The organism is Pedobacter humicola, from assembly GCF_056490705.1.
The window spans coordinates 117,232-129,394 of record NZ_JBWJIG010000014.1 but is presented as its reverse complement, the minus strand read 5'-3'; the positions used below and the strand labels follow the sequence as shown (position 1 = coordinate 129,394).

Here is a 12,163-nt window from a genome sequence, read left to right as displayed (position 1 = left end):
GTTAATTATAAAGTTGCTTTGTTCTAAATTCAAATATAAAGTTCCTCAACGATTCGGCAATCTCCAGTTCGTTGCTGTTCCAGGGCAAAGACTGGCCATAAACTGTTTGCAACCAGAGTTTGAACGAATTACGCGGATGATAGTTTTTGCGATCCTGATCAAAATTGATGACCTGATCGGGATCTCCACCCCATTTGATCTGCTGCACGGCCTCGGGCCTGAAACAGATTACATAATCGCCGCTCCGCCCGTCAACCGGGATGACCAGAATCCCACTTCCAACTTTTTCGTAAGCTTTGGCTTCCTCATATATATTACTCAAATGATCATTGGAGTACACTTTTTCAACTCCGCGTCCTTCTAACCAGAGCATCAGGTTATATACTTCATTTTTATCAGGGATATCGCCACGGGATTCGATCCGGTTTCCAATTTTCACCACAATTCCACCAGCATTAAACAAAGAAAGTATGTTTAGGTTTTCATCTGATAACAAGCCTTCAATAATATCATCTTTTGAATAGATAAAATCGGTAATTACGGTCCTTTTTTCCAGCCTGAAAGCCGATTGCTGGTAATCTTCCTGATTTAATATGGCTGCAATGCGGTTAGAAATTTCTACCGAAAGCCATTCGAAAATATAGCGCATATCCACATTTGGATAGTTCGGTTCAATATGGTGGCAGGAAATTAGTCCCCAGAGCTTTCCTTCGCGCAGCACCCTGATCGACATGGACGCACTCACATTCATGTTCTGCATATATTCGAGGTGTACCGAAGCCACACCACGTAAATTACAGTCGGATAGGTCGATAAACGCATTGGTTAAAGGGTTGATGACCGGATATAACCTCACAGGTGTATAGTTGCGGTTAGAAATCAGCCTGAAAGGATTTTTAAGGTAGAGCGCCCTGGCTTGCTTAGGCACATCAGAAGCCGGAAAAGTTTGGCCCAGATAACTTTCCAGTTCACCGGAAATGTCTTCTGCAATTACCGTCCCGTTCCATTCTGCATCAAACTGGTACATCCTTACTCCATCAAAACCCGAAACCTTACGCAATTCCCTGATGGCTACATTGCATACCTCTTCGAGGGTATCTGCATGCTCCATCGCCGAAATAAACTGTCTTACTTCCTGAAAAACAGCTGAAAAACTTTTCTGGCCTTCCTTTAAAGCAGCTTCGATCTCCAATATGGTATACTCTTTTTTAATGTGCACCAAACCATCGAAATGTAATTGTGCATCATCTTTTTCGAAGGTCAGATCAATCGGAATCCTATCCTTTGCGTCGCCTTTAATCAGTTTAACAATTTGATCCACATCCCCCTGGCTAAACCATGAGGAAAAAGGTTTATTCACCATTTGCGCTCCGGCTTCACCGGTAACAGCGCTTAGGTTTTCACTGACCTGAATAACATTCAACGTTTGATTATCCAGCACAAAGAGATATCCATAGTCCTGAATGGAATTGATATGGTGTATAGGCAAGTTTCCGCAGAATTCTGCGTCATAGTTTCGTTTTTCTGACATTTCCGACTATCGTGTTATGGTAAGCTTTACTGTGAAAAGCACAAGAATCCGTTTTTCAACAATTATACTGCCAACAAAGTTCTACCCAGAGATATTTATCAAATAATCTCCCGGGATTTACGGCAACTAAAATATAGATTATAGGCTTGATGAACAGAAAAACAATAAAAATAATACTCACATACAACGCATGGGAATACCATTTGCCGGATAATGGAACTGAAGAAATAACACATTAACAGTTTGCGCTTAAATACCCCTTAATTTGTCTCTAATGGCCACCTAAAACCCGGTTAACAAGCGCTAATTTTAGGCTATAATTTAGCAGATATGAATGAAAATGCTTTAACCGCCACTGTTACCATTAACAAACCGGTTGGCCTGGTTTGGAAAGTATGGAATGAACCAGAACACATCGCCATATGGAATGCACCAGCTGACGAATGGATCAACAAAAAAATTGAAAACAACCTCGTAGAAGGAGGAGGTTTTTTCTATGAGATGGCCAAAAAAGATGGCAGTGAGAATTTCGATTTTCGGGGAACTTACACCGAAATTATTGAGCATAAACGCCTTGCCTATACATTGGACGATAACAGAAAAAGCCTGATCACCTTTACAGGAAACAACCCGGTTACGCTTACCGAAGTCTTTGAGCCTGTTGCAGGCCTGGATTTAACCATGCAACAGGAATTCTGCCAATCGGGGCTTAACCAGCTTAAAGATTACGCTGAACAGCTGTAGTGGATTTCTTTTTGGGTTTTTTCCGTTTCTTCCACCAGATGATAAAACCTGTAACGGGTAAACTTGCGGCAACCAGAGCGGCTAAAAAGGAGATGATTTTATTGGGCAGCCCTAAAAGCCTGCCGGTATGCAGATCGTAATTGGTGGCCTCGATCAGATCGGCACCATTAAAATCCTTATATAGTTTGGCCCGGGTCATTACGCCTGTTGCTTCCTCATAGAAAAAGGTATTCTGTTTGCGTGCCCAGCGGTACGGATAGATCATTCTTAACCTTAATTCTCCTTTACCGCGCAGCGAAAAACTGGTGGAAATGGCACCCGGGTATTTGATTTTGGCTTCGGTATACATTTTATTGTAACGTTCAGGAAGCGAATCGATCTGAACAGGTTTAGCAGCTTCAATTGCTTTTCCCTGTCCTAATTTAGTCCCTGTAAAAAAACTTGCTACATTTTTCACCTCTTTAAAGGCAAAGTATAAACCGCTCAAAGCGGTAACCAACAGTACCACCGATGCATAAAAACCCAGCACGTTATGCAGATCGTAATTGAGCCTTTTAAAGGAAGCTTTTCTTTTAATGGTTAGTGATTGTTTTAACAAACGCATCTGTCCAGGGAACCAGAGTATCAGTCCGGTGATCAACATCAGCACAAAAATAACCACCGACCAGTTCATGATCAGTTCACCGGTTTTACCCAGCAATAGTGAGGTATGGATATGTTCAACAACTTCGAGCCAATCTTCACTGCCCTTCTTCACCAGGGCGGCGTTGTAAGGGTTAAAATAGTAAACCTTACCCTTTTTACTGGTAATTTCGACTGTTGCATTTGGCAGCGCATCCTCCATCCGGATCAACCTCAATGGATCTTTTGGCGAAAGTTTTTCGAAGCCCAGGATCACTTTATCCAAACCGACAAAGGGCTTCTGTTGAAGCCCTACGTAACGGAAATCTTTTTGGGTATAATCTCTGATTTCTTCTTCAAAGATATAAAGGGCACCGGTAATGCTAATGATAATCACCACCAGACCAGTGGCCAGCCCAAGCCAGAGGTGAATATTCCTGATGGCATTTTTAAAATTCCTGTTTTTCATTGCTTAAAAAGCATAACCGGCCGAGAGGTTAAACCTGCGGCCATTTCCCCGCACATAATTTACATTGCTACCATAAAATTGAGATATAGCAGGATAATACACTTTATTCAATAGGTTTTCTACGCCTAATGATAATTTTAAAGGTGGCGTAACCTGATATACCGCGGCAACATTAAATAAATTAAAGGCTTTTACAGGTCCTTCGCCTATTAAATATTTACCAGCAACACTGGCTTTAAAACGGTCGCGGTTGCCTACACGCATCCAGTTTACATCTACACTCAGATTTTTAACACCCGAATATTTAAAATATACCGTAGTTTTTGATGGCGGGATCCGCGTGGTGTTCAGATATACATCTTTATCACCGTTAAAATTGCCATCATCGTCTACATCACCTTTTCCCTCTACCTGGGCATAGTTGCCACCAACACTCAAATCGCGTAAAATCTGGTAATCAGCCTGTATTTCGAAACCATAAACACGCTCGGGGATACGCTGAGAAATGTAAGTGCCATTCACTTCTAAAAGATTGGCACCTAGTTTAGAGGTACTGTAATAATATGCCGCACTGAAATTCAGTTTTCCAATGGCACTGCTAAAACCTGCTTCGTAGTTGTTGACGATAATCGGCTTGGTTTCCAATTGAGATAAGGTATTGCTTTTTGCTGCCCTTAACACCCTGCCCAGCTCAAATACCGAAAACGATTGTGCATAACTGATAAAAGGGTTAAAAAACTTAAATTTAGAATAACGTGCTCCGGCATTAAACACCAAGGCATTGTAGTTTAACTTACCACCCTGTACTGCTATACTTCCAGCACCATTTGCGCCTGTAGCCAAGGTATTAAAATCATCCACATCGATATTGATATTCTCGACCCTTAAACCTCCCTTAATGGTTAAATCGTTCAGTAAAGTTGCTGAAGCCTGTAGGTATGGGGCAAAATTGGTCATATTCATATTCGGCACCCATAAACGGCCGTCAGTTAAACTTTGAGCTGTTTTATCGTTCATTAAATCCAAACCATAATTTAACTGCATGGGCACCTGTGCGGTAAGGTTAAATGGTGTATTCAGATTTACCCTTGCTCCCTTTTTTGTAGAAGTAATGGCCGATTGGCCGCTTCCAAAAAATGATGCGGAATTGGAATAAATGGTATAAAAATCCTGATAATATATATTGGCCGTTAAATCGGTTTTGCCAAAAATCTGCTGGTTGGTATATTGTACATTGGCATTGTGGTTAAACCGTGTACCTTCATCTTCACCCAGGCGTGTGCCGTAAACACCAATCGCCGGCGATTGACCATAAACACCATCCTTGGTTAAATATTTTGAATGCTGCCTCGAGCTGAAATAATTATACATCACCTGCAAGCGTTGTTTCGGGGTAAAATTATAACCCAGTTTTACAAAACCATTGTAAGATCTGGTTTCGCCCAAACCATATTCTGGCGAAAGTACCAAACCCTCAGCATCGCGGAAAACACCTGTTTTTTCGAACATACCACTCACCAGGTAATCAAATTTACCTTCCTTACCATACAACTGCTGCGAAAAACGGTAACCGATGGTACTATCCCCTTTTAGGTTTCCGGTAATTCCGGCCTGTGTGTAACCTCCAAATGATTTGCCCTGATCGGCTTTTTTGGTGATGTAATTGATTAAACCGCCTTCAGCGCCATTGCCATAAATGGCTGTTGCACCTTTAATTACTTCAACACGCTCAATTACCGAGGGATCAATACTGCGGATATCCCTGCCTCCTGCCCTTAAAGGCGTAGATTGCGGAATACCATCAATTAAGACCAAAACGTTACGGCCGCGTAAAGTCTGACCAGAGTTACCGGTTTGATTGGTAGAAAAACCCAAACCTGGTACGCTGTAAGAAAGTATATTGGCTAAATTCGGACTGATGGTAGATTGTGTATTCAATTCTTTTGCAGTAAGTACCGTTACCGAAGATGGTGTTTGCGATAAAGACTCAGGGCGCCTGCTTGCCGAAACAATCACATCGTTTAACTCTGAGTGCTGTTCTGTTAATATAAAAGTAACCTCTGCTGTTGCATTTGCAGTGACCGAAACGCTCTGTTCAAACTGATCGTAACCTGTAATCGAAACCTTGATCAGCTGGTTTCCTACAGGAACTGTAGCGAATTTAAAAGCCCCGGTTTTATCTGAAGTGGTTTTAAGGTTATGTTTTTTGATCTGTATGTTGGCGAAAGGGATGCTGTTCCCTAACGAATCGACAAGCTTTCCGCTAATTGTTCCTTGCTCTGTTTGAGCAAAAAGGGTAATGCACAATAAGGTGAAGAGAGACGTAGCTAAAAATCTGGTGTATAAATGCTTCATGAAAATTGAAATTTCGGCAAAGCTAACATTATTTAGACTCGTTAAAAATAATAAGTTAAAAAAGATGCAATTGATTTTCAACAATATCATTTTAAAATAAATGAGGCATAAGCTTTATTTTATTTGATATTTGTGCGTATACCCTATTGATTTAAAAGATGTCGGAAACAAAGATGAAGTATGCACTGATAACTGGCGCCAGCAAAGGTATTGGCAAATCGATGGCCATTGCTTTGGCCAAAAGAAAAATCAACCTGTTGCTTATTGCCCGTTCCGGCGATGAACTTAAAGCTTTACAGACGGAGATTAAAAATCAATATGGTATTGAAGTTGATGTCCTATCCATTGATCTGAGCCAGCCTCAGGCACCACAAGAAGTTTTGAACTGGCTGCAGGCAAAGGATTATCAAATTTCTATGCTCATTAACAATGCCGGTTATGGTTTGTGGGGTAAATTCGGTGAGCTTGATTTAGCCGCGCAATTAGAAATGTGCCAGCTCAATATGGTTACCGTTACTTCACTATGCCATTTATTGCTGCCGATCCTTTCAAAAGAAAAACAAGCGTATATACTCAATGTTTGTAGTACTGCTGCCTATCAGGCAGTACCAACGCTGGCCATTTATTCGGCTACCAAAGCTTTTGTACTGTCGTTTACCAGGGCTTTACGCTTTGAGCTTAAGGATGGCCCGGTTTCGGTGAGCTGTTTGAGCCCGGGGCCTGTTGATACCGGTTTTGCACACCGTGCAGGTTTGGATGCCTTTAATAAAATGGCCGAAAAGTTTAACATGAAACCCGATGAAGTAGCTGAAATTGCACTAAAGGGCACGTTCGCTGAAAAATCTGAAATCATTCCGGGTTTTACCAATATCATCAGCGTGTATGCCAACAGGATCTTACCAAAGGGATTCATCGAAAAAATGGCTGCTGGGATTTATAAGACTTAATTCTGTGTGCGGTCAGATGTTACCATCTGACTGATTATGTATGTCCTTTAATGATTTTATCTTTTTTATGTATACGTGTCAGATGGTAACATCTGACACCGCAAGACATCTGACACCACAAATATCTTACAGATTAACAGAATTACAATAAAACGGCTTCAGAAGCCTTTATTTGCATATCCCTATCCTATCCGGTCGCTTTCATAAAAATTATTTTAAAATATTTCGAATAAAATTCTTTGATATATTAAAATTATGTTACGTTTGTATTAAATACTACTAATTCTATAGACTATGTCGGATAAAACAAACCAGTTTTATTTTCCTTCAGTACCGAACCACTCGCAAATGCGAATGTGCTGTTGCTGCGCATAATTCTATCTCCAATTCATTCTTTTCCTAAATCTTTTAATTTTTTACACATGGCCACATCGTATCCAACCTTTACCTTATCTGAACAATTAACACCAGAACAGCTTGATTTTTTTAACACACATGGGTTTATCCATTTCAAGAATTTTATTAAACCTGAAACGGTTTCTGCTATTATTGATGCCTCTAAACAAGTAGAACAAAAATGGATAAAGGAAGATGTTAAAAAAATAAATGGCGTGCCGATTAAATACGGAAAAGATCTTGATGGTTCGGCAATTGTACAACGTTTTGCTTTTATTAACCAACAGCACCAAACTTTAAGCGGACTATTATTAGACCCACGCTTTAACGCATTATTGCAATTGGCAGGCGATGGTGCACGTTTAGGCACCGAAGAAAAAGACGGCATGGTCTTTAACCATTATATTAACGGGCCGGAAAGCAAATTCAGCAAAATGGGCTGGCATACCGATGGTTTGAGGGACATTTTTTATGGTGCGAAGCTAAACCCCATGCTCAATGTAGGTATCCACCTGAGTACTTTAAAACCAGAAAATGGCGGTTTAAAAATTATTCCGGGTACCCACAAACAAAGTATTTACCAAATGCTTTTCCGTAAGAAATACTTTTTGGATAATAAACCCGATGCAGAAGAGGTTTCGATCATACCCGAAGCTGGCGATTTAACCATCCACGATGGCAGACTATGGCACAGGGTTGCAGAATCGGCTATACGTGGCGAGGAAAGCAGACGACGCGTCATCTACATACCGATTATCGCCGGAAAATATACTCCAAAAAATGAGAATAGTCCAACAGTATTTTACCAGCGCTTTGCCGGAATTGTAAAATAAATTTATGTTATTTGCCCTATTATTTACTTACCTGGTCAGATCAGGGAAGCTAAAGCGAATGACTGAGTTTTCTAAAGGTATTCCGAAGAAGATCAGTTTAAAATTTTACCGACCGGAAACAGCCATTCTTTTTGGTGTAATTATAGTTGGTACTTAAATTGGAGGCTATTATTAAACTAAACGAAGACCATTCAGATGGTAAAAGGGTATTTGCAGACCGGGAACGAACAAATATTTTACGCAGGGGAGAACAGAACCTGATCCTTTTTTTACTAAAAAGGGTTCCTAAATGGATTACGCCCAACATCATGACCGGTATCGGCATGTTTGGATCGCTGATTGTGTTTTTTAGCTTTATTCTGGGCAGTTTTTATGCAAGGAACTATTTGCTGATCGGAATTTTAGGATTTATCATCAACTGGCTTGGCGATTCGCTTGATGGCCGCCTGGCTTATTACCGTAAAATTCCACGCAAGTGGTATGGTTTTGCGCTCGATATTGTGATGGATTGGCTCAGTATTATCCTGATCGGTTTAGGCTACTATTATTACGCCAGTGTGGGCACTCAGATTTTCGCTTTTTTATTTGTGGTATTGTACGGCTGGTCGATGATTATTTCTCAGCTCCGCTATAAAATTACGGGTTTCTATCAGATTGATGCCGGTTCTTTAGGTCCAACGGAGTTACGGGTGATTATTTCGCTCGTACTGATCGCTGAAACCTTATTTATGGGCAGCATTACTTATTTCGCCATTGCAATGGTAGCGCTGTTGCTGGTCATCAATATTATCGATACGTTTAAACTTTTAAAAGCAGGCGATGCAAAAGACAGGGAGGAGAAAGCATCATGACCTGGGCATCTGTTAAACTTTTCCTTAAAGCACAGGTATCGGCTTTTTCTGGCGGTGTTACCGATTACGGTTTAATGATTTTGTTAACGGAATGGCTACATATCCATTTTACCATTTCGATCTTAATTTCGGGAACGGTTGGCGGGATCGTTAATTTCTGCATTAACCGTTTCTGGGCATTTAAAACCGATGATGGATACTGCAGCTCTACAACTGGCCAGTTGGTCCGTTTCTTTACCGTCGTTTTGGGGAGCATTTGCCTTAAATCTGGGGGTACCTACTTATTACACCAAAGCTTAAAGCTTAACTATAAAATTGGCCGGCTTTTAATCGATAGTGTGGTTTCTTACGGTTTTAATTATCCCTTAATGAAATATTGGGTATTTAAAATCAATAAACTGAGTGCTGCTGAGGCCGGTGAAGAAGATTATTTTGAAAGGCTTGGCGAAAAACAGCGGGCTTAATGTTCGCTTTTACCCTATCTGCAACTGATGAGTTTATTCCATCAAGCGTATTCGCTTTGTTTGTTAAAGTAAGGCTACTTATAGGGATAGTTAAATAAAAAATTAATAAATTTTCAGAACAAGAATTTTTTAATAGCAAGAAAGATGCTGAAATAAATCCGATAGCTATCGGATCAGCATGACGATCGCGCGAGGAATATGTGTTAAAAAACAAATCCAGGTTACCACAAATGCGTGAACTGTAGGATTTAACTTAAGGAGTGCGCTACTGGAGATGATTAACTTTATAAAAGGTAAAAGGATGTCCAGCTCAAACGATGAAGCATAAAAAACTGAACACCTTAATTTACCTTATTAGTTTAATATCGTTTTTGAATCGCTTAAACGATCTTCATTGATCTTTTTAATGATCGCTTCAAATTTTGTTTCCTTGCCAATGTATTTATTCAATAAATCGATCTGATTTAATCCCCTTACCAAATTATGGTCAGCGTAACTCGTTTTATAGTAAATATCGCCATTTAAAAAATCGGCTATAAAGCGTACGGCCTGCATGTAAATCATAAACTTACCGGCATAAATAAAGAACTGTTTTTCGGCTAAACCCAAAACCTGATCCATCTCTTCCATATAACCTTTGTGTATGGCAGCAAAAACATCTTCCCTGATGGCTATCTTATTAAAATCTTTCTCTTCTTCGTTCGCTTCAGACAAGTAAGTACGCATCATATCGCCAACATCACTGATAAAATAACCCGGCATTACCGTATCTAAATCAATTACGCATAAACCCAGCCCCGTTTCTTCCTGCAACAACACATTGCTAATTTTGGTGTCGTGGTGTACCACACGCAAATTAAGCGCACCGCTATCTACCATATGCAGATATTGTTCTTCTATATCGTAGTGCCTGATAATTTCTTCAATCGCAAACCTGGCTTCACTGATCCGCTCATCACTCGCCTGCTCCAAAGCCGTTTTAAATTGCTCTACGCGTAAGGGTAGATTATGAAAATCTTCGATGGTGGGCTTTAATTTGTTCACATTGAAGGCACAAAGCATCCTCGTAAATTTACCAAACTGCTTGGCGGCGTGGTAAGCCTGCTCCGGATGGTGCACAAAATCAATAGAGCACGAATTTTCAACAAAAGGAAAAACCCGGTAAAAGTGCCCGTCTAATACCACAAAATCGTCTCCATTGCTTGCTGCAATTGGAGCAACAAACAAATATTTGGGCGCCGTTTGATCGAGATATTTTTTTATCGTCTCAATATTCTGAGCAATGTTTTGAGGCTCACGGAAAACCTCCGTATTTACCTCTTGTAAAATATAGGCTAATTCGTCATTGTAAACTTTCCAGGTATGGTTAATCAAACCTGAGCCAAAGGGTTCAATTGTAAATTGTTCTGCGTTAAGTCCATAAGCACCTAATACTGCTTGAAACATAAGATGGTGATATAATTGTATAAAAATTGTTCCAGATACCTGGATAAAGTTGTTGTTAAAATATGCGGGCAAGCCTTAAGGCAATGCCCGCAATCGAGACTAAAAGCCGCTATCGTCTAAAGCGAAAGTATTTTTACGGTCTTTCCATTTTCCTTTGGTAAAGTCAGGGAATTTTTGTGGCATATTCCCTTCTTTTAACGATTTGGTAGAAAGTGGCGTAATTACACTCATGGTAACCGAATCGTATACATCAATAGGTGTTTGTTTTTTCTGTTTTACCGCCTGGATAAATCCGTTAAACACAAACCAGTCCATACCGCCGTGACCGGCACCTACCGCTTCTGCTTCATATTTTTTCCAAAGTGGGTGGTCGTATTTCGCAAACCACTCCTGGGCCGGATCCCATACATCGTCTTTTTTCGATTTATGATCGATATAAACCGATTTGTTCACATCCATCCATAAACCTTTTGTTCCCTGCACCCTGAAACCGATAGAATATGGGCGTGGCAAGTGTGTATCATGACTTAACAATACGGTTTCGCCGTTTGCACAGTTGATCAGCGTGGTGGTTACATCACCGTTTTTGTAATTGATTTTGGCATTTGGGTGGCCTGGCGACATTTCTTCTACATAAGCTGCCAAACCTTTGGCCTTAGAGCTGAACGAAACCAGACTGGTAAAACTGTTCCCCCGGTTGATGTTGGCATATTGCATTAACGGGCCTACACCATGGGTTGGATACAAATCGCCATCCTGATCGATATTGAACTGGGTACGCCATTGTGCTTCGCTTAAGGCTTTTGGCCCAAACTCTACCCCGCCGCCATAATAATCCTTACCGTTGTTGAATAGTACGTTACGTAAATTGTGCTGATAACCACCTTCCAGGTGAACCAGCTCGCCAAAAAGACCTTGACGGACCATATTTAAAGCCGCCATCACATCTCTGCGGTAACACACATTCTCTAAAGTCATGTAAGGCATTCCTGTTTTTTCGGAAGTATTTACAATATCCCAGTGATCTTGTACGGTTAAACCCGCAATTACCTCGCAGCCTACATATTTACCCGCTTTCATGGCATCAACGGCCTGATCGCGGTGAAACTGCCATGGTGTGGCAATAATTACGGCGTCGATATCTTTACGCTCAATCAGTTTTTTATAGGCATCGGTGCCACCGGTATATTCGGTTGCGGCAGGTCTTCCTTTTTTGGCAATAAAAGCACGGCAAACTTTAAGTGAGCTTTCCTGGGTATCGCAAATCGCAACAATTTCTACATCGTCTCTCAGCGCACCTTCAGAGATGTGGCTCATGCCGCGGGCACCTACACCGATATAACCCAATCTTACTTTTCCACTGTCTGATGAGGCAAATAAACTTCCGGTTGGCAGGATGGTTAAACCAGCAGCCGTAAATGCACCATTTTTGATAAAATCTCTACGTTCCATTTGTGTTGTTTAATATTTATTGTTTAGTTTTTTAATTGATCCCCTAAATGTTTT

At 40.7% G+C, this 12,163-nt stretch carries 10 protein-coding genes; 5 read left to right on the top strand and 5 right to left on the bottom strand.

What is annotated here, in order from left to right; translation table 11 throughout:
- Position 1: 1 nt before the first annotated feature.
- Complete coding sequence (locus AC04Q1_RS20270; protein ID WP_478366387.1) at positions 2 to 1,531, bottom strand: GAF domain-containing protein; 1,530 nt, start codon at positions 1,529 to 1,531, stop codon at positions 2 to 4.
- A gap of 330 nt (positions 1,532 to 1,861) precedes the next feature.
- Here AC04Q1_RS20270 and AC04Q1_RS20265 point away from each other — a divergent pair, with 330 nt between their 5' ends.
- The gene (locus AC04Q1_RS20265; RefSeq protein ID WP_478366386.1) at positions 1,862 to 2,275 is read left to right on the top strand and encodes an SRPBCC domain-containing protein; all 414 of its coding nucleotides are present in this window, start codon (positions 1,862 to 1,864) and stop codon (positions 2,273 to 2,275) included.
- On the opposite strand, the gene AC04Q1_RS20260 is transcribed toward AC04Q1_RS20265, so the two are convergent.
- Complete coding sequence (locus AC04Q1_RS20260; protein WP_478366385.1) at positions 2,250 to 3,365, bottom strand: PepSY-associated TM helix domain-containing protein; 1,116 nt, start codon at positions 3,363 to 3,365, stop codon at positions 2,250 to 2,252. The two genes, AC04Q1_RS20265 and AC04Q1_RS20260, sit on opposite strands and share 26 nt — an antisense overlap.
- A 3-nt stretch (positions 3,366 to 3,368) precedes the next feature.
- The gene (locus AC04Q1_RS20255; protein ID WP_478366384.1) at positions 3,369 to 5,720 is read right to left on the bottom strand and encodes a TonB-dependent receptor; all 2,352 of its coding nucleotides are present in this window, start codon (positions 5,718 to 5,720) and stop codon (positions 3,369 to 3,371) included.
- 158 nt (positions 5,721 to 5,878) lie between these two features.
- Here AC04Q1_RS20255 and AC04Q1_RS20250 point away from each other — a divergent pair, with 158 nt between their 5' ends.
- From AC04Q1_RS20250 to AC04Q1_RS20235, 4 genes are all read left to right on the top strand, one after another.
- Positions 5,879 to 6,667: an SDR family NAD(P)-dependent oxidoreductase gene (locus tag AC04Q1_RS20250; protein ID WP_478366383.1), complete on the top strand. Its 789-nt coding sequence runs from the start codon at positions 5,879 to 5,881 to the stop codon at positions 6,665 to 6,667.
- 422 nt (positions 6,668 to 7,089) lie between these two features.
- Entirely contained in the window at positions 7,090 to 7,896 is an 807-nt protein-coding gene (locus AC04Q1_RS20245) for a phytanoyl-CoA dioxygenase family protein (RefSeq protein ID WP_478366382.1), read from the top strand.
- Between the two features lie 158 nt (positions 7,897 to 8,054).
- Positions 8,055 to 8,747, top strand: a complete 693-nt coding sequence (locus AC04Q1_RS20240; protein WP_478366381.1) for a CDP-alcohol phosphatidyltransferase family protein — start codon at positions 8,055 to 8,057, stop codon at positions 8,745 to 8,747.
- Positions 8,744 to 9,211 carry a GtrA family protein gene (locus AC04Q1_RS20235; RefSeq protein ID WP_478366380.1) on the top strand — a complete coding sequence of 156 codons (468 nt, stop codon included), beginning with the start codon at positions 8,744 to 8,746 and terminating at the stop codon, positions 9,209 to 9,211. The genes AC04Q1_RS20240 and AC04Q1_RS20235 overlap by 4 nt, the downstream gene beginning before the upstream one ends.
- A gap of 354 nt (positions 9,212 to 9,565) precedes the next feature.
- Here the strand turns inward: AC04Q1_RS20235 and AC04Q1_RS20230 are convergent, their stop codons facing one another.
- Positions 9,566 to 10,657, bottom strand: coding sequence for a phosphotransferase enzyme family protein (locus AC04Q1_RS20230; protein ID WP_478366379.1), 1,092 nt, complete (start codon positions 10,655 to 10,657; stop codon positions 9,566 to 9,568).
- A gap of 99 nt (positions 10,658 to 10,756) precedes the next feature.
- On the bottom strand, positions 10,757 to 12,109 hold the full coding sequence (locus AC04Q1_RS20225) for a Gfo/Idh/MocA family protein (RefSeq protein ID WP_478366378.1): 1,353 nt from the start codon (positions 12,107 to 12,109) through the stop codon (positions 10,757 to 10,759).
- Positions 12,110 to 12,163: the final 54 nt, after the last annotated feature.

What these genes read in the sequence shown, in the direction of transcription:
- AC04Q1_RS20225 (WP_478366378.1), bottom strand. Translation starts at nt 12,109, where the DNA reads ATGGAACGTAGAGATTTTATCAAAAATGGTGCATTTACGGCTGCTGGT.
- AC04Q1_RS20260 (WP_478366385.1), bottom strand. Translation starts at nt 3,365, where the DNA reads ATGAAAAACAGGAATTTTAAAAATGCCATCAGGAATATTCACCTCTGG.
- AC04Q1_RS20265 (WP_478366386.1), top strand. Translation starts at nt 1,862, where the DNA reads ATGAATGAAAATGCTTTAACCGCCACTGTTACCATTAACAAACCGGTT.
- AC04Q1_RS20250 (WP_478366383.1), top strand. Translation starts at nt 5,879, where the DNA reads ATGTCGGAAACAAAGATGAAGTATGCACTGATAACTGGCGCCAGCAAA.
- AC04Q1_RS20270 (WP_478366387.1), bottom strand. Translation starts at nt 1,531, where the DNA reads ATGTCAGAAAAACGAAACTATGACGCAGAATTCTGCGGAAACTTGCCT.
- AC04Q1_RS20245 (WP_478366382.1), top strand. Translation starts at nt 7,090, where the DNA reads ATGGCCACATCGTATCCAACCTTTACCTTATCTGAACAATTAACACCA.
- AC04Q1_RS20255 (WP_478366384.1), bottom strand. Translation starts at nt 5,720, where the DNA reads ATGAAGCATTTATACACCAGATTTTTAGCTACGTCTCTCTTCACCTTA.
- AC04Q1_RS20235 (WP_478366380.1), top strand. Translation starts at nt 8,744, where the DNA reads ATGACCTGGGCATCTGTTAAACTTTTCCTTAAAGCACAGGTATCGGCT.
- AC04Q1_RS20230 (WP_478366379.1), bottom strand. Translation starts at nt 10,657, where the DNA reads ATGTTTCAAGCAGTATTAGGTGCTTATGGACTTAACGCAGAACAATTT.